Genomic DNA, 24,556 nt, shown 5'->3' with positions numbered 1-24,556 from the left:
GGGGGGCGGGGGGGCGTGCGGGCGCGGCCCGCGGCCAGGAAAAACACAAACGCCTACCCCCCCCACGGGGCGGCGCGCACCCCTGGGGCCCGCCCCACCCGCCGGGGTGCCCCGCCCCACTGGACGTCGGGTACCTACCGCCCGAACTCCCGGGCGGCGGTGAGCCGGCCGCGGACGGCGGCATGGACCTCGGCCTCCTCGGCCGGGTCGGCGGCGAGCCTCCGCAGCCGCTCCAGCACACGCGCGTCGCCGGTGGTGGCGACATGGCGCGCGGCGAGCTCGCGCGTGGACTCCTCGCAGTCCCAGAGGCACTCGACCGCGGGCCCCTCGGGGAAGTGCACGTCGGTCACGGCGAGCGCCCGGGCGGCACGGCCGCGCAGTTCGGAGGAGGCGGCCTCCCCGTAGATGTGGCGCAGGACCGGGACGGCGTCGGCGGCGGTCAGCCGCCCCGCACCGTCGACCAGCGACCCGAGGCCGCACCCGCTGACCCCGCGCACGGAGACCCAGCGGCGCAGCCCGGCCACCACCAGCGGCGCGTCGCCCGGCTCCCCGGCGTCGGCCAGCAGCCGGACGGCCGTCTCGCCGAGCGCGCTGTCCGCTCCCCCGCTGGCCGGGTCGGCCCAGCGGCGGGCCTGGGCCAGCACCTCGGGACCGCGCATCCGGCCGAGCAGTTCCAGGGCTGCCCGGACGATCCGGTCGTCCACGTCAGCTGCGGCGGCCTCGATCAGCTCGAGGGCGGCCGGATCCCGCTGGTCGACCAGGTAGCGCAGGGCGGCCCGGCGGGCGCCGGGCAGTCCGTCGCGGGCGGCCTCCAGCAGGACCGGACGGTCCTCGGGCCGGACCACGGCGGTCAGACAGCGGGCGGCAGCGGCCGCACGGCGGTCCACGGCGTCGGGGCCGGGCCCGTCCTCGTCGACCCGCACCGGCTCGGGCCGGCTCAGGAAGGCGTCGGCACCGAGGTCGCCCAGCCGGCCCTGGTCGGCCCAGGCCAGCACGTCGGCGGTGGACCAGCCGGGGGTGACCCCGCCGCGGTTCAGCTGGCGCTGCCACAGGTCGAACGGCGACTGCTCGCTCGCCGCGGCGACTCTCGGGTGGTAGGCGGCCCAGAGCCGCCAGGGCCGGGGCTCGTAGGCGTTGCGGATGAACTCGCGCAGTTCGGCGTCGCCCTCGGGGCCCGGCGCGAAGTGGTCCAGCACGGCGGTGCCGAGCAACAGCAGGCCCCGGTCGTCGTCGCGCAGGGCCAGCTCGTCCAGGGCCCAGGCCCAGTTGGCACCGGTGGCGGCGTACTCGCGCAGCACCAGCAGCGCGTCGCGCCGGCCGTACGCGGCGAGGTGACCCAGGACGGAGAGGGCGAGGCCGGTGCGGCTCTCGTCATCGCTGACGAGGTCCTCGGCGGAGTGGAGGTGGTCCTCGATGCCGTCGAGGGTCGCCTCCAGCTCCATGTAGAGGCGCGCGTAGTAGAGGGAGCGGCTCTCGACCTGCCAGTCGGCCCGCGGATCCCTGGTGACGCACTCCTCCAGCGCGGCGATGGCCTCGGCACGGTCGGCGGCCAGCGCGTGGAGCTGCCCGTCACCGCGGCCTCGCTGGAGGAGGCCGAGGAGGCTGGCACTAGGTGCTATCACTGGCTCGAACATGAGGTCAGCATCCGTTGCGGCGGTCGTAGTGGCAACGGGATTTCCGTCGCCGGGGTCTCTGGTCGGTACTGCGGTGGGCGCCCGGGCGCCGGAATCACCGAAGGTTACCGCCTCGGACCCCCGTCCGCACACAGGGCGACGAGGGCTGCTGCCACAGTGGCATATGCCACTGGAACTTTGCCTGCGTTCTGTCCAAATCGCCCACACCGGTGCGAACCCTGTGCGACAGTCGTCTGACCACCCCACCGACCCGCGTCCGGCGGGCCGCACGAGCGATGGACCGCCATGAACATGCCCTTAGGCACCGCCCGCCCGCCGGGAGCCGCCGCGGCGGCCGGCCCCCAGGCGGGCACGGACGGCACGGGTTCGGGCACCGCCGCGGGCGCCGGCCCCGGAGCGCCGGCCAGGACGGACCGCGCCGGCGGCACCGCGGGCGGCGCCGACGACGGCTCCGACAACGGAACGGACGGCAGAGTGGACGGCACGGCCCAGGAACCGTCCGGCCCCTCCCTCGACGACGGCACCGACGACGGCGACGACACCGATCCCGGCGCCGAGCACGGCGTCGCGCAGGACACCGCGCACGACACCGCGCACGGCGGCGACCACCCCGTCGGCTCCGCCGAGTGGGACCTGCTGACCGACGCCGTCCACTGGAACGCGGAGACCTACCTCCTCCTCGGCTGCGATCCGGACCACGGGCCGCTCAGCCTCGACCGGCTGCCCGACCGCCTCCCCGAGGCCGACCGGCCGCTGCTGCGCCGGATGATGACCGACGCCCTGGTGCACGGCCGCCCGGCCGCGGGCACCCTGCGGATCCGGAGCGCCGGCGGACGGCACGACGACGTCGAGTGCGCGGGCGAACCCGTGCTCGGCACGGACGGCACCGTCACCGCGCTGCGGATGCTGCTCCGCCGGGCCTGAGCCCCGGCCCCTCCGCTCCCCGGCCCCTCCTTTCCTGCTCCGGCCCTTCCTGCTCCGCCCCTTCCTGCCCCGGCCCGCCGACCGCCCCGCTCACGACCGCCGCGGCCGGTTCTTCGCGTCCGCCGCCCGCAGCTCCCGGCCGAGCTCCGCGCGCAGCTCGTCCACCACCGGCAGCCCCCGGTAGCGGGCGGTCAGCCGGTACATCTCGCGCAGCCGGTCCCAGGTCCGGTGCGAGGAGTTCTGGCCGATCAGGTTCAGCACCATCTTGGCCTGGAACTCCGCCGCATCCGGCTCCCCGGTGATCCAGTGCACCGAGGCCAGGGTGATCCGGTCGAACAGCGCCGAGCGCAGCTGCCCGGTGCCCTCCCGCAGGGTGATCACCCGCTCCGCGTGCCGCCGCGCCTGCGCGGCCGCGGCCGGGTCGTGCTCGGCCAGGGTGCGCAGCACCAGCGCCTGCATGCCGCGCAGTTCGGCCTCGTCGAAAACCTGCATCCAGGACGGCGGGGGCTCCGGCGCGTCCCCGGTGAACAGGTCCTCCGCCTCGCCGAGCAGCCGGTAGGTGTCCTGGGTGTGCCCGATCGAGGCGTGCGCCCAGGCCTCGACCGTGTTGAACATCGCGCGCGTTCTGGGCAGCAACAGGCCGCCCCCGCTCTTGGCCGCCGACATCAGCTCGATCGCCTCGTCGGCCCGGCCCAGGTGCACCATCTGCCGCGCGGCCCGGGAGATCGCCTCGCCGGCCCGCGGGCGGTCGCCGGCCTCCTTGGCCGCCTCGGCCGCCATCATGAAGTACCGCTGGGCGGTGGGCTCCAGGCCCACGTCGTGCGACATCCAGCCGGCCAGCACCGCCAGGTTGGCCGCGACCAGCCACAGCCGCTGCTCCACCGCCGGTGCGTGGCGGTGCGTCAGGAGGCCGCCGACCTCGTTGAGTTGACCGACCACCGCCTTGCGCTGGAGCCCGCCGCCGCGGGCGGCGTCCCAGGCCCGGAACACCTGCACCGAGTGCTCCAGCGACTCCACCTCGTCGAGCCCCACCGGGCCCGCGTCGTACACGTCGGCCACCGGGCGCGCGGCGCCCCCGGCGACCGGTTGGCGCGGGCCGGGCACGGAGGCCGCGTACGCGACCGCGTCCCCGCCCAGCCAGCCCTTCAGCGAGTCGGCGACGACCGCCCCGGCCGTGAGCGCGGCTCCGGCGCCCACCAATCCACGTCGGTTCAGCATGAGGTCCATTCCCGTGAACTCGGTGAGGACCGCGGCTGTTCGATCCGGCGCCCATGGCACTGCTGCGGACGGCTCCGCTCCGGACCTGGTGGGCCGGTGTCGTTCCAGACCGAGGTCCTCAGTGGTGACGACACGTCCGAGCCGCTCCGTGAACACGGCCGCCAGCACCCTCGGCACCGGATCGCGCGGGATCTCGCCCTGCTCGATCCACCGCCGTACCCTCGAGGTGTCGGTGGACAGCTGCTGCTGCCCCAGCGCGGCACCCCGACGGTTGACCAGCCGGGCCAGCTCGCCCTTGGACCATCCGGTCAGGACGAACAGATCGGCGAGTCGGGTGTTGGGTTCCCTGCTCAAATGAAGCCCCCAGGTTCCTCGGCACCTCCGAGGCTAGAGGCTCCGGCAAGTGCCAGGCGAGCATTCGCCACCGTTCGCCAGGGCCCGCCAGACTACTAAGCCAGTGCCCGACGGGTGTGTTGTAGGGATGCGCCACCGCGCCCCTCGGGTCCGGCGGCGTCCCACCAGGGCCGGGGCGTTCCCCCGACCGTGGCACGGGACGCTCCCGGTCCTCCCCCGAGGGGGTGGCGCGGCCGGGTGGCGCGGGGGCGCCGGGCACGGCCACGGCAGTCCGGTCGACCGCATTCCCCAGGGTGCGGACGGCCGGAGCACCGTCGAACAGGGGTCCTGACCCCGCGTCCGTGCCCGGCGCCCGCGCACCACCCGACCGATCACCGAAGCAGGGCCGCCGTCACGCCAGGAAGCACACGGCACCAGCCCTCCCCGCCCCGCGGGGCGAACCCGCAGACGGACCGGAAGGGACCACCCTCAGCCCATGTACTCCTCAGCGACGACCCCCACGCCGACCGCGACCCGAACGGCGCTGCGCCCTCCCACCGCAGCCGCCGGCCGGCCCGGCCCCAAGCAGGCGCCCCCGGCGAGCCGGCCGGTGGCTCCGCGCGGCGCCGAGGGCCGTGCCACGGAGGCCCGGGTCCCGGTCGGCCGTACGCCGCTGGGGCTGCGCGGCCCCGAGACCGCCCCGCCGGTCGGCCACCGCCTCCCGCTGGCCCGGCAGGCGGACGGCCAGGTGCTGCGCGCCCGGCGTCCCGGCCAGCCGCTCGGGCCGGAGCGGATCGACCCGTCGGCGCTGCAGACCCCGTCGGTACGGGCCGCGCTGGGGAGCATCGCGCGGATATGTCCGGCGTTCACCCCGCGCCAGGTCCTGCGCGAGGGCAGCCGCCACATCCTGGTGGCGGGCACCATCGGGCGGGCCCCGGTGGTCGCCAAGTGCCTGGCGCCGCAGGCGGTGCGGAGTGAGTACTTCGAGCAGCTGGTGGCCGACTTCCACCACGAGGTCGCGGTCTACCGGGCGTTCGTCCGGCACCGCCCGCCGGTGCGGCTGCCCCGGCTGGTCGCGGCCGACCACGACCGCTGCGTGCTGGTCATGGAGCGCGTCCCGGGGCGCCCGGCGGCCCGCGAGCGCCACCCGGTCAACGCGCCCACCCCGGGCGAGGTGCGGGCGCTGCTCGGCGCCGTCCGGACGCTGAACCTCTGGCGGCCGCCGAGCGACGTGTTCCAGCCGCGCCTGGACTACCAGGTGGAGATCGCCCGGTACCACTCGGTGGGCCAGCTCACCGACCGGGACGCCGGCGACCTGCGCGGGCTGCTGCACGGCCTGGGCACCACCCTGCTCCAGCTGTGCCACGGCGACGCCCTGCTCAGCAACATGCTGCTGGCGCCGTCCGGCCCGGTGCTGGTCGACTGGGAGCAGGCCGGCTGGTACCTGCCGGGCTACGACCTGGCGGTGCTGTGGAGCGTGCTCTCCGGGGACACCGCCGCGCGTCGCCAGATCAGCCAACTCGCGCAGAACGGCGGCACGATGGCCCGGGACGCGTTCCTGGTGAACCTGGTGCTGGTGCTGATGCGGGAGATCCGGCTGTACGACGTGCCGGGCGCCGGCGAGGAGCAGCGGATCATGATCCGCCGGCTCTACGACGACGCCGCGCTGGCCCGCCGCGCGGTCCGGGCCGCGGTCGGCACCCGCTGACCGCCGGGGCCGGGCGGCGTGGCCTCCGACGCCCTAGCGGCGGGTGGTGTCGGCCAGGGCGGCCCGGCCGGCCGCGTCCAGGACGGCCTCCTCGGGCGCCAGGTGCACCCGGCTGCTGAGCACGTCCCGCAGGTAGCGCTCCAACGGGTGACGCCGGCTCAAACCCGGGTTGCCGGTGAGCGCCACGGCCTGCTGCACGGCCGCGGTGGCGGCCCGGGTGGCCAGCAGGTGCGCCGGTCCGGTCCGGGCCACGGCGTCCGGTTCGCCCCGGTCGACCCGGGCGGCCAGGCCGTGGACGAGTTCCTCGGCGCCGATCAGCTGGGCGTCGATCTCGCCGAGCGCGGCGCGGTAGCGCGGCAGGGTGCCGAGCGGCTCGGTGAGGTTGGCCGGGGTGCGCTGGTTCAGGAAGCGGACCAGCCAGGCCTCGGCGGCCCGGGCGACCCCGATCGCCACCGCGGCGAGGGCCAGATCGTGCCAGGCGCGGGCGAGTTCGGCCTCCGCGCCGTCCGGCCCGTCCGCCCGACCGGGCGTCCGCAGGCCGAGCGCGAGTTCGACCGGGACGGCCACCCCGTCGAGGACGACGTCGTGGCTGGCGCTGGCGCGCAGGCCGAGCTGGTCCCAGGTCGGGTCGATCTCCAGGCCCTCGCTCTCGCCCCGGACCAGGAACGTGCCGACCCGCGGCTGGGCCTCGTCGGTCCGCGCGGTGACGGCCATCCAGGCCAGCGCCTCGGCGCCGGTGCAGTACGTCTTCCGGCCCGTCAGCACCCAGCCCTCCGGGCCCCGTCGGGCGACCGTGCCGGGCAGCGCGTCCGATCCGCCGCCGGGCTCGGCCCGGAGCGTGTTGACCAGGGCGGGCCCGCGTCTGGACTCGGTGAGCAGCCGCCGGTAGCCGGCCGCCGGCCAGCTCGCGCGGCGGGCCTGCCCGGCGTGCTGGAGCAGGGTGAACGCGGTGACCACGGCCACCGAGGCGTCACCACGGCCGAGTTGGGCCAGCACCCGGACGGTGTCGGCGAGCGTGCCGCCCGCTCCGCCGTACCGCTGGGACACCGTCAGGGTGAGCAGTCCGGCCTCGTGGACGGCCTCGATGCCCTGGTACGGGAAGGTCGCGTCCCGGTCGTGCTCCTCGGCGCGGGCGGCCAGCAGGTCGACCACCCGGGGCAGACCGGCCAGGGCGGCCTCGACCGCCGTACGGTCGGGCCCGGCAGGCTTCGCCGCCGGAGCGGACGGCTGCGGGGCGGCCGTCGGGGCGGCGGACCGGGAAGCGGCGGGCGGCGAAGCGGCGGCCGGCGCGGAATGACCGGAATCCGTCGGTGCGGGGCGAGGGCGGTCGTTCGACGAACGGTCGTCGGCGGTGGTCGTCATGGTGCTGGTGCCTCCGGGCGGCAGCATGGGCTCAGCGGGTACGGGCGGCGCGCCCCGAGGGCACGCGGAACCGGCCGGCGGCCCCGGAGGCCGGCCCTCGGCCCACCCCCGGTCTCGGCGCCGACCCGGTCCGGTCGGCCACCCGCCGCCACGGGGGCGAGATCCCCCTCAGTGGCCCGGACACACCGCGCTGGCGGTCCGACACAGGTCCAGATGCCTGCGACGGGTCAACAGCGGGAGACGGCACGGCATGTCCGCGACTGTACGAACCGGTGATCGATACCGTCAAGCAGCGTCCGAGGCCCGGGCGGGCCCGGTCAGCCCTGCTGGAACATGTCGGCCGGAAGCGGCTTCAGCAGCTGATACAGGTCGTCCGAAATCGGTCGGTCCCAGGACGCGATCGTGACCAGCACGCCGTCGCTGCGGCCGAACTGGGCGCAGAACACGCGCTCCTCGCTGACCTTGACCTTCTTCACGATCAGCAGGTCGTCCCCGAGCATGACCGGGAAGTCCTCGGCCGAGACGAACTCGACCGGCTCGTCGTTCTCCAGCGCCGCCAGCAGCTGACGCACCTCGAACGGCACCTCGTCGCCGGTCTCCCGGGCGGGCGAGCCCTCGGGGAGGTTGCCGATGAACATCACCGGGCCCCTGCCGCCGAACAGGTCGTAGCGCAGGAAAATCCCCTGGCAGGAGCCGTCCGGGCCGGTCATCATGGCCGCACCGAAGTCGCCGGGCCAGTCGCCCGGCTCCATCGCGAGCACGTCGAAGTCCGGGCCGGCGGGCTGTCCGGAGCGACGGCGGAGAAAAGACATGGGAACATCGTACGTGTCCGGCACACCGCACTCGCGAGGCGGGTGGGGCACCGACGGGGGACGGGCGGGAGGTCGACGCTCAGAGACCAATGTTGACTCTGAGCAACCGTCCGGGCTACGTTCGGTTCAGCACGGCAGCCGTTCTGGGTTTCACCCTCCGGGGGGACGGCATGTCGCAACGCGGCCCTACACGCGTATCCCTCACTGTGCACTTGTCGTGCCGAACTGCCGAGCACCCAGCTTCGTCGTCGCACACAGCACAAACACACAAGCCAACAGTTCCACTGCAGTTCCGTGCAACAAGAGCCAGATCCGCGGGGCCCCGGCCCGTCGCTCCCGTGGATCTGCTCGGGACGCCGCCGCGTGGGGGCGTGCGGGTCCCGAGCACACGGTGCCGTCTCCGAGTCGCTCTCGGCGTCGGCGCCAGCCTCCCGGCGACTGCCGGCCCCTCGTGGGCCGGGACCGGCCGACGCACCCCGGTGCGAAGGGGATGACTGGGAGGTGGGTCCGGCAGCTGCCGGGCCGCACAGCAGGCGCCGTGTCTGGCCGCGTGGGGGCGGTGGGCACGGCGTCTGCCTGTGCTCATACTCTGAGCTGCGTTTGTCTAACAGTCAACAGAAATTCTGACGGGGCACGCTCAAAAGATCATCAGTTGTGATGGTCGATACCGAAATCACCGCCGGTCGGACCCGTTCCCGGTCCGGCACCGGCCCCGGAAGCGCTCGCGGAGCGGTCCCGGGCGCCGGATGTCCTCCGCCGGGCTCGGGCCCGCTCCGCGGCGGTGGCCCGGACGGCGTCCGGGGCCGGGACGGCTCAGGTGAGGTCGAACTCGCCGTCCCGGGCGCCGAGTACGAAGGCGCGCCACTCGGCCGGGGTGAAGACCAGCACCGGCCCGTCCTCCTGGCGGCCGTCCCGCATCCCGATGTACCCGTCCACGAACGCGATCTGGACGTCCCCGACACCCTGGCTGCTGCACAGCCACTCGGCCCCGGTGAAGTCCACCCGCGGCTTGCCGTTCGGCGCCGGCGCCGGCTCGGCGCCGACCCCCTCGGTGGCCCCGACGTCCGCCCCGGTGTCCGTCCCGCTGTTGACTGCCACTGACCGATCTCCTCCCGACGGATTTCCACCGTCAGCCTAGCCACACCTCCCGGCCCCGGTCAGCGGGTTGACGAGGACTCCCCCGGGCGGGGAGGAGGGCCGGTGGACGGGCGCTCGGGGCACGGTGGGGCGTGTCCCGGCCGACGGGGCCGCGGGCAGCTGCCAGAGTGCTGCCAGGGCCCGGCGACGACCGCCCACCACCGACCCCCTCGCACCCCGCCGTCGACGCCCCCGCACCCCGCCCACGAACTCGCCCCAGGGAGCAGCCGATGAGCCGCCGGGACGGCACCCGCGCCGACGTCATCCCCATCTCCGACGCCCCCTCGGCCCACCCTCCGGCGCCCCGCACGCCCCCCTCGGCCACCCCGCTCCCCCGGCCCACGCCCGCGCGAGCCCCCCTGCACGGCCGGGTCGGGATCGTACTGGTCTCGCACAGCCGGGAACTGGCCACCGCCGCACGCTCCCTGGCGCTCACACTGACCGGATCCGACTCCCCCGCGCAGATCGCCGCGACCGGCGGGGACCCGGTGGACGGCCCGGGCATCAGCGCGGTCCTGGTGGCGGCCGCGACCCGGCGGGTGGACCAGGGCCACGGCGTGGTGGTGCTCGCCGACCTGGGCAGCGCGGTCACCACCGTACGAGCCCTGCTGTCGGACGCCGACGAGCACGGCCTGCCGTTCCCGGTCCGCTTCGCCAACGCGCCGTTCGTGGAGGGTGCGGTGGCCGCCGCGGCGACCGCCACCGCGGGCGGGGACCTGGCCGCCGTCCTGGACGCGGCCGAGGAGGCCTACCGCCAGCGGAAGGGCTGAGGCGGCGGAAGGGCCGGCCCCGGCCGGGCAGGGCCTACGGGTGCTCCCGGCCCGCCAGGGTGAAGACCGCCGGCCCCCGGCACTCCAACGCGTGGCGCAGCCGGTCGTGCTCGGAGTCGATCATCGGCGGCAGTTCGTCCAGCGCGAACCAGCCCACCTCCAGCGACTCGTCGTCGTTCACCCGGGCCTCGCCGCCGACCGCCCGGCAGCGGAAGGTCAGCACCAGGTACTGGGTCACGTCGCCGTTCGGGTAGCTGACCGGCGGCGTCACGGTGGCCGAGGCCAGCAGCTCGGGCACCACCTCCACCCCGGTCTCCTCCAGGCACTCGCGCACCACGCCGTCGGCGGGCTGCTCACCGGGGTCGAGGATGCCGCCGACCGACGCCCAGCGGCCGTCGTCGGCCCGGCGGGCGAGCAGCACCCGCCCCTGCTCGTCCACGACGACGGCGGCGACGGCGCTCAGCCAGAGCGGGCGGGTTCCCACGAGGGTGCGGAGTTCGACGAGGAAAGGAGGAATGGCCATGCGGCGCAGCCTATCGAGCCGCCGGCCGGCCCTCCCGGCTCAGGCCGGGGGCAGGTCGCCGGGCGGGCGGAGCGCGGCGAGCACGGTGAGGCCGAGGATGCGCAGGTCGAGCCGGAGCGAGCGGTGCTCGACGTACCAGAGGTCGAGTGCGGCGCGGGGGTCCGGCTCGGCCCGGGGGTCGGGTGCGGGGCGATCCGGCGGTCCGGGCGGGCGGGCGGTGTGCAGTTGGGCCCAGCCGGTCAGGCCGGGCCGTACGGCGAGGCGGCCGCGCTCCCGGTGGGAGTAGCGGGCGACCTGCTCGGGGCGGTCCGGGCGGGGGCCGATCACGCCCATCTCGCCGCGGGCGACGTTCCACAGCCGGGGCAGTTCGTCCAGGCCGGTGCGGCGCAGCAGCGCGCCGAGACGGCCGTGCGGGCCGGTGCGGAAGCGCAGGAGCTGGAACTCCTGCCCGTGCCGTCCGCTCCGGGTCTGCCGGAGCAGCACCGGTCCGGCGGTGGCGCAGCGGAGCAGGACGGCGATCAGCAGGGCCAGCGGGAGGGCGACGGGGGCGGCCAGGGCGGCGACGGCGAGGTCGCCACCGCGTTTCATGAAGCGGGCACGGAGATTTCCGGTCTGCCGCTCATCGCTCCCCTCCAGGGCCTTCCGAGCCGCGAGAACGCATTCACCGTAGAGGGGGGAGTAGGCCGCCGTCCGTGAATGGCGGAAGAAGAGCGCTTGGCATTGTCGGATGAGCTGAAATTCGGCCGTTCTGACCAATTTCGATCGACGTGTCGAGCATTCGCGCGGACCGCGCAGAAGCCCCGGGGAGCCCCCACCGGAGCGCGCCGAGGAGCGGCCGTCAGAGCGTGGCGCCCCGCCGGCGGAACACTCCGAACACGATCCGGCCGAGCAGCAGGACCCCCGTCGCCAGGCAGCCGGCCACCGCCATCGCCCAGGCCGGACCGTCACTGTCCGGAACGGTCACGGCCACCACGATGCCCAGCGCGAGACAGGCCAGACCCGTCACCGCCAGCGGAATCCGGTGGGTGACCAGGGCTCCGCCGCTGCACGCGCGGTTCCACCGGGTCGCGCCGTGCAGCTGGAAGGGATCACGGTCCGCATCTGCCATGAGCCCAAGGTACCCCGGGCGGGGCCCCGGGGCAGCCCGCAGGGAGTGAGGGGGTGGGCACGCTCCGCGAACCCCCCTCCAGGGGTGCTCCCGGCCTGCGGACACGTGCGCGTGCTCCACAATCAGTCCACGAAAAATCCTCGTCCCCCCGGTACAACCATCCGTCCGGTGCAGCGGTCTCAATGGCATCGAGTGATCCAGGAGCCGTTCACGGGGCGGGCGAGAACCCCCCACCGAGAACCGGAATACCCAGGGGGCGGAGCCGCCGCCCCCTGGAGTCGGAGGCCGGGCTCCGTCCTCCGGCGGTACCGCCACGCCGCTCGGCGACCAAGGGGGAACCGTTGCCGCAGACCCAGTCCACCCCGTCGACCTCCACCGCCCGCGCCAGGCCCGTGCCCGTGCCCGGCGTGCGGGCACTGCCCCCGCCCACCGGCTGCGCCTCCGACCACCACGGCGCGGGCCGACCCCGGACCGCCGTCGAGGCCAAGCGCCTCGACACCAAGCGCCTCGACACCCGGCTCCTCGAAGTCCGGCGCGTCGAGGCGAAGCCCCTCGAGACGAAGCCCGTCGAGACGAGGCCCCTCGACCCCAGACCCGTCGGAACGAGGCCCGCCGGCGTCGGACGCGTCGAGGCCGACCGGACGGAGCAGGCGGACCGGGCGGACCGGACCGCCACGGAACAGCAGGACGCACGGGGCGAATGGCTGCGGTTCGCCCCCGTCCAGCCGCTGTTCCGGGCCCGGGCCGCCCAGCGACTCGCCGTGCTCGCCTACCACGGGGTCACCGACCACCGCTCCTTCGGGGCCCAGCTGGACCGACTGCGGAGGCTCGCCACCCCGGTCTCGCTGGACGCCGTCCTCCAGGCCGTCACCGAGCGGCGGCCGCTGCCGCCGCGCAGCGTCCTGGTCACCTTCGACGACGCCGACCGGAGCGTCCTCACCCACGCCCTGCCCGCCCTCGACGCCCGCGGGATCCCCGCCACCGCCTTCGTCATCTCCGAACTCATCGGCACCGAGCGCCCCTTCTGGTGGCACGAGGCCGACTTCCTCGCCCGCCACGGCGGCCGCGCCCGCTCACTCGACTGCGGCCACCCCTCCCAGCTGCTCCCCCGGCTCAAGGCCATGCCCGACCCGGACCGGCGCCGCAGCCTGCACGAACTGCGGGCCAGCGCCGACCGCCGGCCGCCGCGGCAGGAACAGCTCACCCCCGCCGACCTGCTCGCCCTGCGGGACGGCGGGGTCGCCATCGGCAACCACACCCAGGGGCACCCGTGCCTCGGCCGCTGCGACGACGCCACCGTGCGGGCCGAGATCACCGGCGCCCACGAGGCCCTCACCCACTGGCTCGGCGAACCCCCGGCCGCCTTCGCCTACCCCGACGGCGGCCACGACCCGCGTGCCGAAACCGTCCTGCAAGAGCTCGGCTACCGCCTCGGCTTCCTCTCCGACCACCGCCTGGGCCCCCGGCTCCCCTCCCACCCGCTCCAGATCAGCCGTCTCCAGGTCGACTCGACCACCAGCATCCGCCGTTTCGACACCATCCTCTCCGGCCTCGAGCCCGCCTACCGGCGCTGGCGCCGCCAGGCGGTGGCCTAGGGACTTTCGGCGGCGCCGCTGCGTGGGGAGTCGGGGCGGCCGACTTCCCGCGCGGCGCGTCGTCGTGCCGCGGCGGACGGCCTGCCACCAGGGCACGTGCCGTGCCCGGCTGACACGGCCGGGCATCCGGTTCAGGCCATTCGGGTGTCGGGGCATCCGGGCGCCCGTACGGTCAGACGTCCGGACGTCCGGGCCCGCGGAAACGGAGTCCTGGGGTCGACAAGTCGACTCCCCGGCTCACCCGAGGATCCCCCGTGACCGGACGGCGGTGAGGCGGACGGCTCGCGCGTTCGGCGGGGGTCAGGCCGTGACCGGGGCGAGGGTGCGGCCCTGGGGGTAGAGGCCGGCGGTGGCCGGGAGGGCCGCGGGGACTCCGGCGTGGAGGACGGTGAGGGTGCCGGTGCCGAGGCGGGCGGGGTCCGTGACACGGCGGAGCGCCTGGGCGGCGACGGCGTCGGCGGAGCCGAGGAAGGTGAGCGCCGGGGACGCGGTGGGGGCGACGGCGGCGCGGATCCGGTCGACCACCAGTTCGTAGTGGGTACAGCCGAGCACCAGCACGTCGGTGCCCCGCGGGGTGCGGGCGGCGGCGTCGGCGACGGCCGCGGCGATGCCCGCCTCGTCGCCGTGCTCGACGGCGTCCGCGAGGCCGGGGCAGGCGACCTCGGTGATGTCGGCGGTGCCGCCGAAGTCACGGATCAGCCCGCGCTGGTAGGCGCTGCCGGTGGTCGCCGGGGTGGCCCAGATGGCGACCTTGCCGCCGAGGGCGGCGGCCGGCTTGATCGCGGGGACGGTGCCGATGATCGGCAGACCCGGCTCCAGCTCGGCCCGCAGGGCGGCGAGCGCGTGGACCGAGGCCGTGTTGCAGGCGACCACCAGGGCGTCCGGTTCGAGGGCGGCCGCGGCCCGGCTGCAACCGAGGGCCAGCTCGGTGACCTCGGCCGGCGTGAGCGGCCCCCACGGCATCGAGGCCGGGTTGGAAGAGAGCACCAGATCGACGTCCGGGCGCAGCTTCCGAAGGGCGTCGGCGGCGGCCAGCAGGCCGATCCCGGAGTCCATCAGTGCGATCTTCACGAGGCAAGACTTTAGTCGATCCACTCCTCGCGGCCCGTTCTGCGGCAGACTGCCGGGGTGACCGTCCTGCTGTGGATCGCCGCGTTCTCCCTGCTGGTCTGGCTCTGGCTGGCGTGCTGCCACGGCGCGTTCTGGCGCACCGACGTCCGGCTGCCGCCGCGTCGTCCGCCGGTGCGGTGGCCGCAGGCGGCGATCGTGGTGCCGGCCCGGGACGAGGCGGCGGTGCTGCCGGTGAGCCTGCCGACGCTGCTGGCGCAGAAGTACCCGGGCCGGGCGCGGGTGATCCTGGTGGACGACCACAGTTCGGACGGCACCGGCGCGGTGGCCGCGGAGCTGCGGACGATCGACGGGCTGGAGCTGACCGTCACCACCCCTCCCCCGCTGCCGGACGGCTGGACGGGCAAGCTCTGGGCGCTGCGGCACGGGGTGGCGCTGGCCGGGCCGGACGTCGAGTACCTGCTGCTCACCGACGCGGACATCGCGCACGGCCCGGACTCGCTGGCCGAGTTGGTGTCCGCGGCCGAGTCCAACGGGCTGGACCTGGTGTCGCAGATGGCCCGGCTGCGGGTCGAGAGCGGCTGGGAGCGGCTGGTCGTCCCGGCCTTCGTGTACTTCTTCGCCCAGCTGTACCCGTTCCGCCGGGCCAACCGGCCGGGCGCGCGGACGGCGGCCGCGGCGGGCGGCTGCTCGCTGGTCCGGCGGGAGGCGCTGGAGCGCGCGGGCGGGGTGGCGGCGATCCGGGGGGCGGTGATCGACGACGTGTCGCTGGCCCGGGCGGTGAAGTCCTCGGGCGGACGCACCTGGCTCGGCCTGTCCGGGGTGGTGGACAGCGTCCGGCCGTACCCGCAGCTGGAACAGCTGTGGCGGATGGTCTCGCGCAGCGCGTACGCCCAGCTGCGGCACTCGCCTTCGCTGCTGCTCGGGACGGTGCTGGGGCTGGCGCTGGTGTACCTGGTGCCGCCGGTGGCCACGGTGGCCGGGCTGGTGGCGGGGGCGCCGCCGGTGGCGGTGGCGGGCGGGGCGGCCTGGGCGCTGATGGCGGGCACCTACCTGCCGATGGTCCGCTACTACCGGCAGCCGGCCCCGGCCGTGCTGCTGCTGCCGTTCACGGCTTCGCTGTACCTGCTGATGACGGTGGACTCGGCGGTGCAGCACTGGCGCGGCCGGGGTGCGGCCTGGAAGGGCCGGACGTACTCCCGGGCGTAGACCGGGTCCGGGCACAACTCGGGCCCGGGCCCAGGTCGGGCCCGGGCTCAGGTCGGCGGAAAAAGCCCGGGACGGCGGGCCGGTCCGGCCCCATACTGCTCGGATGGACCGTCAGCGGATATCCCGGCTCGCCCACGCCCACCATCCGATCGCGGCGCCGCTGGCGGACGGCTCGGTGGCCCGCCTGCTGGAGCGCGCGCTGGGCGGCCGGGAGACCGGCCGGGTGCTGGACCTGGGCTGCGGCGAGGGTGCCTGGCTGCTGCGCGCGCTGACCGCCCGGCCGGGCTGGCGGGCGGTGGGGGTGGACGTGGACGAAGCGGCACTGACCCGGGCCCGGGAGTCGGCGACCGCGCTCGGTGTGGCGCGCCGGATCGGCCTGCACCATCGGGACGCCCGGGAGTTCACCGACCGCGAGCCCTTCGACCTGGTGCTGTGCGTGGGTGCCACCCACGCCTTCGGCGGGCTGCTGCCCACGCTCGCCGCGGCCCGCAAACTCCTCGCCCCCGGTGGGCGGTTGATGATCGGCGAGGGATTCTGGGAGCGCGAGCCCTCCCGGGCCGCGCTGGACGGACTGGGTGCCGAGCCAGCGGACTTCGCGGACCTGGCGACCACCACCGACCGGATCCTCGCGGACGGCTGGACTCCGGTGTACGGGCACGTCAGCACGGACCGGGAGTGGGACGACTACGAGTTCTCCTGGACGGGCTCGCTGGCCGAGTGGGCACTGGACCACCCGGAGCATCCGGACGCGGCGGCCGCCCGGGAGGCCGCGGACCGCCACCGCGAGGGCTGGCTGCACGGCTACCGGGGGACGCTCGGCTTCGTCACCCAGCTGCTGCGCCGCGACTGAACTCCCCTACAGGCGGTCCGACTTCCCCGTGCTCAGCCGCGCTGCAACTGCTCCCGCTGGACCAGGTAGTCCAGCACCTCGGGCATCGCCTCGACGCCGCCGGCCTTGGTGGGCGAGGTGCGGTACTCGCCCTGCACGACCACCGTCGGCAGCTCGTTGACGCCGTAGCGGACGAACTGGGCGGCCGCGTCGTCCACCGACTTCCGCACCTCGGTGGAGCGGTAGGCCGTGCGGAAGCGCTGGGAGTCGACCCCGTGGCGCACCGCCCAGTCGGTGGCGGTGGACTCGGTGGTGAGGTCGGCCCGGTCGGTGTGGATCGAGCGGAAGGCGCTCACCTGGAGGCGCTCCACCAGCCCGAGCCGCTCCAGCGTGTAGTACAGGCGCGCGTGGCCGCGCTGCGCCGTCTCGTCCGGACTGCCCTGCCAGATCGCCGGGACCCGGCGCAGCGCGACGTCGGAACGGTGCTTCTCGGCCCAGGACTGCAACGGCTGTTCCAGCGCCTGCGAGTGGCCGCAGTCGTACCAGAAGAACTCGACGGCCTCGGTCCGGGTGTTCTCCAGCACCGGCTGCGGGTGGTCGAGCCGGACGAACTGCGCACCCTCGGACGGGGGTTGATGGGTCACCGCACCGGCCTGGACGGGGGACACGGCGATCCCGGCGGCGACGGCGAGCAGGACGGTGGACCGCAGCAGCGACTTCGAGTTCACAGCGGGCAGTCTGCTGCTGACGCCTCGTTACCGGCGAGTCGGTACGGAGCGGCGGGCCCGGATTCGCCCGAACGGCGTAACGGGCCCGGTCGCTGCGGGTCGGTGCCGGTCGGTGCCGGTCAGTGCCGGCCGGTACCGGTCGGCGGGCGCCGACGCCCCACCGACCGGACGCCCGGCCGCGCCGCGGCTCACCCGGCCGGGGCGTGCGTCCACACCTCGGTGACCAGGCGCTGCCAGTCGTCCACCACCGCCCCCAGCTCGAAGTGCTCCAGCGCGTGCGCCCGGGCGGCGGCACCGAGGCCGGCCCGGTTGCAGGCGAGCACCTTGGCCAGCGCCTCGGCCAGCGCGAGCGGGTCCCCCGGGGCGACCAGCGCTCCGGTGGCACCGTCCCGGACCACCTCCCGCACCCAGCCGACGTCGGTCGCCACCGCGGGCACCCCGGCCAGGGCCGCCTCGATCAGCGCACCGGGCACCCCTTCGCTGTCGCTGGTGAGCAGCAGCGCGTCGGCGGCCCGGTAGAGCGGGGCCGGGTCGGGCAGCGGGCCGAGGAAGTGGGCGCGGGCGGCGGCCGGGTGCCGGGCCAGCGCCTCCCGCAGCGGGCCGTCCCCGGCGACGGCCATCCGTACGTCGGGCAGCCGGTCGAGCACGTCGAGGGCGAGGTCGAGCCGCTTCTCCGGGGATATCGCGCCGATCCAGGCGACCAGCAGGACGTCCGCGGGCAGGCCCAGGGCGTGCCGGGCGGCGCGCCGGTCGTCCCGGCCGTCGGCGGGCGGATAGCTCTCGGCGGCACGGGAGTTGGGGATCACCCGGACCTTTCCCTCGGGCAGTCCGAACTGCCCCTCCAGCACCGCGCGCGCCTCGTCGGTGAGCGTGGTGACGGCGGCGGCGCGGTGCATCAGCGCGCCGCCGCGCAGCCGCCGCAGCCGGGTCGCCGTCCAGTAGCGGGGGTGGCCGACCGAGACGTAGACGAAGGGGGTGGGGGTGCCGGCCAGGGCGAGGGCGCAGGCGCCCAGGGTGTCGGAGCCGTGGGCGAGCACGACGTCGGCGGCGCGGGCGGCGGAGCGCAGGGCCCGCAGGGTGGTCGGGCGCAGCCGGCCGGGGCCGAGCACGGCGGCGGCGCGCAGCCGGGCGGCGTCCGGGCACCCCTCACCGCAGGTCCCGGGGACGGCCGTCCCCGCGGTGCACACGCCCGGCACCCCGACCGCCGTCGAGGGCCGGGGGGCGCCCGACGGACCGGAGGCGCCGGACCCGGCCGACCCGCCGGACGGCGGCGAAACGGCCGCACCCGGCCGGGCGGGCGGCACGGCCGGGTGCGGGGCGAGGGCGCACAGTGCGGAGGCCTGCCCCCTGCGGCGCAGTTCCCGGTGGAGGTCACGGGCGAAGTTCTGGGCGCCGCCCCGGCGTTCGTCGCTGATCAGGTGCAGGACTCGCGGGCGGGCTCCGGCCGGATCGGCCGCAGTATGGTCGGGCATGGACCGACCTTGGCACAGCGTGTCGCCCGGTACAGCCCCTTCGCGCAACCTGGCGGTGGCCCGCGCGCCCGCGCCCGTACACCCGATGTGCGCCGAAAGCCCGCCGTCGTGCGCCGGTTGCGACCGCCGTGCGCCCCGCCTCGCCCCTCGCCGCTCCGTCGGGCCGCCCTCCGCTCCCCCGCACGCCGCGTCGACCACCGGCTCACGCCTTCGGGTCAACCACGAGCCGTGGGACGTCGAACGGCCGGTACGCGGAGGGCCCGGGCGGGCCGGGTCCGGGGCACGGGGCGGTTACGCGGATCGGGTGAACGCGGTTGGACCTCGACCCCGGGCGGTCGGCAGGATGTCCGGCCGGGGCGCCCGCCGTACTGCCCCATCTCCCCCTTCCCCGTTCGGATTTGGAGTCACCCGGTGTTCAAGGGATTCCGCAGCTTCCTGCTGCGCGGAAACGTGGTGGACCTCGCGGTCGGCATCGTGATCGGCGCGGCCTTCACCGCTGTCGTCACCGGGTTCGTCAGCGCCTTCCTCACCCCGCTGGTCGGGGTCGCCACCGGTGCGGTCGGCGACTTCACCCAGAAGACCTTCGAGGTGGGCGGCACCAAGTTCCCGTACGGCCTCTTCGTCAACGCGGTGATCGGGTTCGTGCTGGTGAGCGCGGTCATCTACTTCGGCGTGGTGGTGCCGGTCGGCAAGCTGCACGACCGCTTCGAGAAGGCCGGGCCCGCGCCGGTCGCGAAGGCCGACTGCCCGGAGTGCCTGAGCTCGATCCCGGCCGCCGCGACCCGCTGCCCGTTCTGCACCTCCGAGGTCACCGCGCGGCCCGGTCTGCCGGCGCAGTCCCAGGCACTGCAGTCGCACTGACGCCCCGACGGGGCCGGGAGCGGCCCGACGGGTCCGAACCGGCCTCCGGGGCAGCCTCCGTAGCGGCCTCCGCCGCGGGCCCCGGAACGGCCTCCGGACCGGCTGAACCGCCGCCCGGATCACCCCGTCTGGGCCCTGACGGGAAATTTATTCCCCAAACATTCACGAGCCCCCGTCGCACCGCCGGCGGGGGCTCGAATGCGCCGGCGCACGCCCCGTTCGCAAAAGTTTCTCCACGAGGCCCCCGGGCGTCCACCGGCCGGTCACCGCAAGGCCTTCCAGCAGCTGCGTCCGGGTACTGTTCGATCACTGACGGGGCGCCAGGGTTGTCCGGAACTGAACGCCGGTATGTCCGTTCTTCCTACTTTCGAAACCTTTGTGCGGGCGAAGACTGTGTAAACACTCGAACTGCTCACCCTCCCGCTCTCCTCAGCAGGCGCATTGTGGGCTTACCGTATGCCCCATGACCTCGCCCCGCTCCTACGACGGAGTCGGCTACCCCTCTCCGTCCTTCTCCTCCGGCACGCCGATCTACGACAGCCTCGTGGCTGAGCGCGGTGTCCCCCAGATCGCACCCATCAACGTGCCGGCCGCCCTGCCGCCGGCGCTGTCCCCCGGTTACGGATCCGGCCTCAACCCGTCCTACGAGAACCGGTACGGCAACGGGTACGAGAGCACCGGCAGCAACCTCCCCGCGCTGCCGCCCGCCCGCCTCGCCCTGGGCCCCGGCCCGAGCAGCGGCCCCTCCGCCGGCCCCGCCACGGCGTACATCCCGGCGCAGCCCGCGCCCGCGTACGCCGCCGCGCCGCAGCCGCCCGTCCCCGGCTACGGCGCCCCCCAGCCGTACCAGCGGCAGCAGCCCGCCGCCCCGACCTTCGCGCAGACCGCCAGCGGCGGCTACCAGCCGACCGGCGGCCAGAGCTTCGGCGGCCAGAACACCTTCATCGGCCAGGGCGGCCAGCAGACCTTCGGCGCGCAGCCGACCGGTGGACCGGCCGGTTTCGGCCAGGGCCAGCCCGGCGGCGTCCCGCAGGGCGGCCCGCAGAGCTTCGGCGGCCAGCAGTCCTTCGGCGGCCCGAACCCGGCCGGCCCCGGCTTCCCGGGCCAGGGCGGCGACCAGGGCTTCGGCGGTGCCCAGCTGCGCCCGGCCATGGCGCCGGTCGCACCGGTCCGCCCGATGCAGCCGCAGCGTCCGGGCCCGTACGGCGAGCCCGGCGGCTACCAGCAGGGCGGCTACCAGCCGCAGGGGCAGGGCTACTGAGCCACTGACCCGGGGCCGCCCCCACCGGCCCGCACCCGCACCACCTGAGCAGCACCCGGCGACCCCCGAGCGCCGGGCGAACGGAGAAACGGGTCATCCACGGACCGCCCGGCACGCCCCCCCACGGCGTGTCGGGCGGTCCGTGCGCGTTCGGGGGGTGGACGGACACAGGGGTGAACGGGCGGGCTCGGGGGCGGACGGGCGCGGGGGTGCCGGAGCGGTGCGTGGAGGCCCCGGGAAACCACGGCCGGAGGCGCGGCAGAGCCCCCGCACGGCCCCGGCAGGAGCGGTGCCAGGGCCGTGTGGCCAGCGGGATCGCTGCTGGCAGGATGGAAGGATGCAGCTCACCGGACTCCACGTCTACCCCGTCAAGTCGATGTACCGCCTGAACCCGGAAACCGCCGCGGTCCATCCCTGGGGACTGGCCGGAGACCGCCGCTGGATGCTCGCCGACCCCACCGGACGCTTCGTCAGCCAGCGCGAGAACGCCGCCCTCGGGCAGATCCGGGTCGGACTGCTGCCCGACGGGGCCCTGGCACTGACCGCCCCCGACGGCTCCCGGATCGAGGTCGCCGCCCCCTCCGCACCCGCCGGCGACCCGATCGCCGAGGTCGAGGTCTGGGGCACCCGTTTCCGCGCCGTCGAGGCCGCCAAGGAGGCCCACCTCTGGATCGCCGAACACCTCGGCGACTACCGCCTCGTGCACCTGGACGACCCGCGCGTCCGGCCGGTCGACCCCGAGTACGGTGCGCCCGGCGACACCGTCTCGATGGCCGACGGCTTCCCGCTGCTGCTCACCACCACCGCCTCGCTGGACCGGCTGAACGAGCTGATCGCCGCCGAGGAACCGGACGGCCGCGCGCCGCTGCCGATGGAGCGCTTCCGCCCCAACGTGGTGGTCGGCGGCTCCGCCCCCTGGGCCGAGGACGGCTGGCGCCGGATCCGGATCGGCGCGCTCACCTTCCGGGTGGTCAAGCCCTGCGGCCGCTGCGTGATCACCACCACCGACCAGGAGACCGGAGAGCGCCGCGGCCCCGAACCGCTGCGCACCCTGGCCCGGCACCACAAGCTGCTGCGCAAGGCCGCGTTCGGCCAGAACCTGATCCCCGAGCGGCCGGCCGGCCTCGACGGGGACCTGCTCGGCACGCTGCGCGTCGGCGACGACGTCGAGGTGCTGGAGGACGGGGCGCACTGGACCGCCGACGGGCGCTGACCCTCCACCGCGCCCTGGCCGCAGTTCCGCGCGCGGCCCGCGGGGACGGAACTCCGGCTGTGCGCGCTCGTTGAACAAGTGGTCGGAACCTGTGGCCGCGGCGGGCTCCCCCGGTGTCCGCGGCGGCGGCGGACGGCCGGCCCGGACCCCCGGGGCGGTCCGGACGGGCGGACGGACCACCCGTCCGGGCGCGCTACGGTGGGCGGACGGCCCGCGCACCCCCGCGCCCACGGCCCGTTGATCGCCGGCACGACGAAGGTGGGGACGACAGACCGTCATGGCTGAGCACAGGGTCCGGGTCACCCAGGACAGCGCATCCCGCTGGCGCCGCCGCGCGGGCGAGTACGACACGCTCGCGGAGGCCCTGGCCGCCGCCGAGCCGGGCGACACCGTGACCGTCCGGCCGGGCACCTTCCGGGAGAACCTGCTGGTGGACAAGCCGGTGACGATCGTCCCGGCCCAGGGCCCGGGCACCGTCCGGATCGAACCGGCCTCCGGGGTCGCGATCACCGTCACCGCGGCCGCGACCGTCCGGGACCTGGTGGTCGAGGGCGGCGACAGCTCCACCCCCGCCGTCCTGGTCACCGGAGCGCAGGCGACGCCCGCGCTCAGCGGCTGCCGGATCGAGACCCGCTCCGCCACCGGGGTCGAGATCAGCGGCGGCGCCCGGCCCACCCTGCGCGGCTGCGTGGTCGCCAACCCGGGCGGGCTCGGGCTGCGGCTGCGCGGCGAGGGGACCGCCGCCGCCTTCGAGGACTGCGAGGTCGCCGCGGCCGGCCAGGCCGGGCTCGCCGTGCTCGGCGGGGCGACCGCCGCCCTGGACCGCTGCCGGGTGCATCACGCCTCCGGCGCCGGGGTGCTGCTCTCCGACCCGGGCAGCGCCGCCGAACTCACCGGCTGCGAGATCTACGAGATCCGCGGCAGCGGCGTCCAGGCCGAGGCGCAGGCGGGCGGACGACTGGTCGACTGCGACATCCACCGGGTGACCGGCAACGGCCTGACCCTGGACGGCGAGGCCGAACTGGTGCTCACCGGCTGCCGGGTGCACGACCTTCCGGAGAACGGCGCCGACCTGCGCGGGCGCGCCAGGCTCAGCCTCACCAACAGCACCGTGCGGGACTTCGGGCGCGGGGCGCTGTCGGTCTGGGACCAGGGCACCGAGGCGGTCGCCGAGTCCTGCCAGATCCACGGCTCCTCCGGCGAGTACCCGGCGCTGTGGGTCAGCGACGGCGCCCGGCTCACCCTCACTGACTGCTCGCTGCACGACCTGCCGGACGCCCTGTTCGTCCTCGACCGGGACTCCGCCGCCGTCGCCCAGGGCTGCTCGTTCAGCCGGATCCGCAGCTCCGCGGTGTCGGTCAGCGGCGGCGCCACCGTCTCGCTGGCCTCCTGCCGGGTGCAGGAGGCGGGGACCGGGCTCTGGTTCCGCGACCACGGCAGCGGCGGACTGCTCACCGACTGCGAGATCTCCGACGTCGCCACCGGGGTGATCGTCACCAAGGGCGCCGACCCGGTGCTGCGCGAGTGCACCGTACGGGCCAGCACCGACGCCGGGGTGTACGTCTCGGCGCAGGGCCGGGGCACCTTCGAGGACTGCCGGGTCTCGCACGGCAAGGGCTTCGGCTTCCACATCATCGACGGCTGCCGCACCCAGCTCACCCGCTGCCGGGCGGAGCAGAACGAGCGGGCCGGATTCGAGTTCTCCGAGCCGGGGCCGGTCGCGGAGGGGTGCACCTCCGACGACGTCGCTCCGGCCGGTGCCACCGGACCGGGCGGCTCCGGCCTGTCCGGCTCCGGGCTGCCCGAGCTGCCGACCCCCAGGTCACCCCAACTCTCCTCCGCTGCGCCGCTGTTGACGGCCACCTCGCTGGCCGCCGGCGCCGTGTCCGCGGCTTCGGCCGGAGCCGCGGCGACCGCCGCGATCGGGCCGATCCCGGACTGCCGGCCGGCCGACGAAGCCCTCGCCGAGCTGGACTCGCTGGTCGGGCTGGCCACCGTGAAGCAGGAGGTGCGCACCCTGATCGACCTGATCTCGGTCGGCCGGCGCCGCCGCCAGGCCGGGCTCAAGGCGCCGTCGCTGCGCCGCCACCTGGTCTTCACGGGCGCCCCCGGCACCGGGAAGACCACCGTCGCCCGGCTGTACGGCGAGATCCTCGCCTCGCTCGGGGTGCTCCAGCGCGGACACCTGGTCGAGGTCGCCCGGGTCGACCTGGTCGGCGAGCACATCGGCTCCACCGCGATCCGCACCGCCGCCGCCTTCGACCGGGCGCGCGGCGGGGTGCTGTTCATCGACGAGGCGTACGCGCTCGCACCCGAGGACGGCGCACGGGACTTCGGGCGGGAGGCGATCGACACCCTGGTCAAGCTGATGGAGGACCACCGGGACGAGGTGGTCGTCATCGTGGCGGGCTACACCGCCGAGATGGAACGCTTCCTGTCCGCCAACCCCGGTGTCTCGTCGCGTTTCTCACGGACCATCACCTTTCCCGACTACACGGCGGACGAGCTGCTGGAGATCGCCCGGGCGCAGTGCGCGGAGCACGAGTACGCGCTCGGCGAGGCGACCGAGGGCGCGCTGCTGAACCACTTCGCCCGGCTGGAGCGCGGGCCCAACTTCGGCAACGGGCGCACCGCGCGGCAGGTGTTCGAGACCATGGTCGAGCGGCACGCGGTCCGGGTGGCGGCCATGGCCGATCCGTCCACGGAGGAACTGCAGTTGCTGGTCCCGGCGGACCTGCCGACCGCGCCGCTGCCGTAACGGGCCTCGGGGCGCGCGGCCGGGGACGGCGAA

At 75.5% G+C, this 24,556-nt stretch carries 22 protein-coding genes; 10 read left to right on the top strand and 12 right to left on the bottom strand.

Annotated elements, in window-relative coordinates:
* Positions 1-134: 134 nt before the first annotated feature.
* Complete coding sequence (locus AB0O91_RS31765) at positions 135-1,634, bottom strand: HEAT repeat domain-containing protein (RefSeq protein WP_363440502.1); 1,500 nt, start codon at positions 1,632-1,634, stop codon at positions 135-137.
* Positions 1,635-1,919: 285 nt separating this feature from the next.
* On the opposite strand from AB0O91_RS31765, the gene AB0O91_RS31760 reads away from it, so the two are divergent.
* The gene (locus tag AB0O91_RS31760; protein WP_363440499.1) at positions 1,920-2,558 is read left to right on the top strand and encodes a hypothetical protein; all 639 of its coding nucleotides are present in this window, start codon (positions 1,920-1,922) and stop codon (positions 2,556-2,558) included.
* Positions 2,559-2,648: 90 nt separating this feature from the next.
* On the opposite strand, the gene AB0O91_RS31755 is transcribed toward AB0O91_RS31760, so the two are convergent.
* Complete coding sequence (locus tag AB0O91_RS31755; protein WP_363440496.1) at positions 2,649-4,130, bottom strand: hypothetical protein; 1,482 nt, start codon at positions 4,128-4,130, stop codon at positions 2,649-2,651.
* A gap of 475 nt (positions 4,131-4,605) precedes the next feature.
* On the opposite strand from AB0O91_RS31755, the gene AB0O91_RS31750 reads away from it, so the two are divergent.
* Positions 4,606-5,817 (top strand): phosphotransferase, encoded by a 1,212-nt coding sequence (locus AB0O91_RS31750; protein WP_363440494.1) that lies wholly within the window; start codon positions 4,606-4,608, stop codon positions 5,815-5,817.
* A gap of 33 nt (positions 5,818-5,850) precedes the next feature.
* On the opposite strand, the gene AB0O91_RS31745 is transcribed toward AB0O91_RS31750, so the two are convergent.
* The 4 genes from AB0O91_RS31745 to AB0O91_RS31730 form a co-directional block, all read right to left on the bottom strand.
* Entirely contained in the window at positions 5,851-7,179 is a 1,329-nt protein-coding gene (locus tag AB0O91_RS31745) for an acyl-CoA dehydrogenase family protein (RefSeq protein WP_363440492.1), read from the bottom strand.
* 168 nt (positions 7,180-7,347) lie between these two features.
* Positions 7,348-7,431, bottom strand: coding sequence for a putative leader peptide (locus AB0O91_RS31740; protein WP_363440578.1), 84 nt, complete (start codon positions 7,429-7,431; stop codon positions 7,348-7,350).
* Between the two features lie 65 nt (positions 7,432-7,496).
* Positions 7,497-7,991 carry a hypothetical protein gene (locus AB0O91_RS31735; RefSeq protein ID WP_363440489.1) on the bottom strand — a complete coding sequence of 165 codons (495 nt, stop codon included), beginning with the start codon at positions 7,989-7,991 and terminating at the stop codon, positions 7,497-7,499.
* Between the two features lie 813 nt (positions 7,992-8,804).
* Entirely contained in the window at positions 8,805-9,089 is a 285-nt protein-coding gene (locus AB0O91_RS31730) for a DUF397 domain-containing protein (protein ID WP_363440486.1), read from the bottom strand.
* Positions 9,090-9,358: 269 nt separating this feature from the next.
* Between AB0O91_RS31730 and AB0O91_RS31725 the strand changes: the two genes are divergently transcribed.
* The gene (locus tag AB0O91_RS31725) at positions 9,359-9,898 is read left to right on the top strand and encodes a PTS fructose transporter subunit IIA (RefSeq protein ID WP_363440483.1); all 540 of its coding nucleotides are present in this window, start codon (positions 9,359-9,361) and stop codon (positions 9,896-9,898) included.
* 34 nt (positions 9,899-9,932) lie between these two features.
* Here the strand turns inward: AB0O91_RS31725 and AB0O91_RS31720 are convergent, their stop codons facing one another.
* From AB0O91_RS31720 to AB0O91_RS31710, 3 genes are all read right to left on the bottom strand, one after another.
* Positions 9,933-10,421 (bottom strand): NUDIX domain-containing protein, encoded by a 489-nt coding sequence (locus AB0O91_RS31720; RefSeq protein ID WP_363440481.1) that lies wholly within the window; start codon positions 10,419-10,421, stop codon positions 9,933-9,935.
* Positions 10,422-10,460: 39 nt separating this feature from the next.
* A complete protein-coding gene (locus AB0O91_RS31715) occupies positions 10,461-11,009 on the bottom strand; it encodes a sugar transferase (protein WP_363440478.1) in 549 nt (182 codons plus the stop codon).
* A 250-nt stretch (positions 11,010-11,259) separates the two neighbouring features.
* Positions 11,260-11,529 carry a hypothetical protein gene (locus tag AB0O91_RS31710; RefSeq protein ID WP_363440475.1) on the bottom strand — a complete coding sequence of 90 codons (270 nt, stop codon included), beginning with the start codon at positions 11,527-11,529 and terminating at the stop codon, positions 11,260-11,262.
* A gap of 341 nt (positions 11,530-11,870) precedes the next feature.
* Here AB0O91_RS31710 and AB0O91_RS31705 point away from each other — a divergent pair, with 341 nt between their 5' ends.
* Complete coding sequence (locus AB0O91_RS31705; protein WP_363440472.1) at positions 11,871-13,124, top strand: polysaccharide deacetylase family protein; 1,254 nt, start codon at positions 11,871-11,873, stop codon at positions 13,122-13,124.
* 300 nt (positions 13,125-13,424) lie between these two features.
* Here AB0O91_RS31705 and AB0O91_RS31700 read toward each other — a convergent pair whose 3' ends face one another.
* The gene (locus tag AB0O91_RS31700; RefSeq protein WP_363440470.1) at positions 13,425-14,195 is read right to left on the bottom strand and encodes an aspartate/glutamate racemase family protein; all 771 of its coding nucleotides are present in this window, start codon (positions 14,193-14,195) and stop codon (positions 13,425-13,427) included.
* 57 nt (positions 14,196-14,252) lie between these two features.
* On the opposite strand from AB0O91_RS31700, the gene AB0O91_RS31695 reads away from it, so the two are divergent.
* Both AB0O91_RS31695 and AB0O91_RS31690 read left to right on the top strand, forming a co-directional pair.
* Positions 14,253-15,401 carry a glycosyltransferase gene (locus AB0O91_RS31695; protein WP_363440467.1) on the top strand — a complete coding sequence of 383 codons (1,149 nt, stop codon included), beginning with the start codon at positions 14,253-14,255 and terminating at the stop codon, positions 15,399-15,401.
* Positions 15,402-15,504: 103 nt separating this feature from the next.
* Positions 15,505-16,251 (top strand): class I SAM-dependent methyltransferase, encoded by a 747-nt coding sequence (locus AB0O91_RS31690; protein ID WP_363440464.1) that lies wholly within the window; start codon positions 15,505-15,507, stop codon positions 16,249-16,251.
* Between the two features lie 32 nt (positions 16,252-16,283).
* On the opposite strand, the gene AB0O91_RS31685 is transcribed toward AB0O91_RS31690, so the two are convergent.
* Both AB0O91_RS31685 and AB0O91_RS31680 read right to left on the bottom strand, forming a co-directional pair.
* Entirely contained in the window at positions 16,284-16,958 is a 675-nt protein-coding gene (locus tag AB0O91_RS31685; protein ID WP_363440461.1) for a thiol:disulfide interchange protein DsbA/DsbL, read from the bottom strand.
* Positions 16,959-17,146: 188 nt separating this feature from the next.
* Positions 17,147-18,430, bottom strand: a complete 1,284-nt coding sequence (locus AB0O91_RS31680; protein ID WP_363440458.1) for a glycosyltransferase family 4 protein — start codon at positions 18,428-18,430, stop codon at positions 17,147-17,149.
* Between the two features lie 411 nt (positions 18,431-18,841).
* Here AB0O91_RS31680 and mscL point away from each other — a divergent pair, with 411 nt between their 5' ends.
* From mscL to AB0O91_RS31660, 4 genes are all read left to right on the top strand, one after another.
* Positions 18,842-19,291 carry a large conductance mechanosensitive channel protein MscL gene (gene mscL, locus AB0O91_RS31675; protein WP_363440455.1) on the top strand — a complete coding sequence of 150 codons (450 nt, stop codon included), beginning with the start codon at positions 18,842-18,844 and terminating at the stop codon, positions 19,289-19,291.
* Positions 19,292-19,754: 463 nt separating this feature from the next.
* Positions 19,755-20,552, top strand: coding sequence for a DUF6643 family protein (locus tag AB0O91_RS31670; RefSeq protein ID WP_363440452.1), 798 nt, complete (start codon positions 19,755-19,757; stop codon positions 20,550-20,552).
* A gap of 337 nt (positions 20,553-20,889) precedes the next feature.
* Positions 20,890-21,765 carry an MOSC N-terminal beta barrel domain-containing protein gene (locus AB0O91_RS31665; RefSeq protein ID WP_363440449.1) on the top strand — a complete coding sequence of 292 codons (876 nt, stop codon included), beginning with the start codon at positions 20,890-20,892 and terminating at the stop codon, positions 21,763-21,765.
* Between the two features lie 277 nt (positions 21,766-22,042).
* Positions 22,043-24,523, top strand: coding sequence for a right-handed parallel beta-helix repeat-containing protein (locus tag AB0O91_RS31660; RefSeq protein ID WP_363440446.1), 2,481 nt, complete (start codon positions 22,043-22,045; stop codon positions 24,521-24,523).
* Positions 24,524-24,556: the final 33 nt, after the last annotated feature.

The sequence above is a fragment of the Kitasatospora sp. NPDC089797 genome (assembly GCF_040684795.1).
Lineage (GTDB): Bacteria > Actinomycetota > Actinomycetes > Streptomycetales > Streptomycetaceae > Kitasatospora.
Note: the sequence above shows the minus strand (reverse complement) of the source record. Positions and strands in the feature narration are given on the sequence as shown.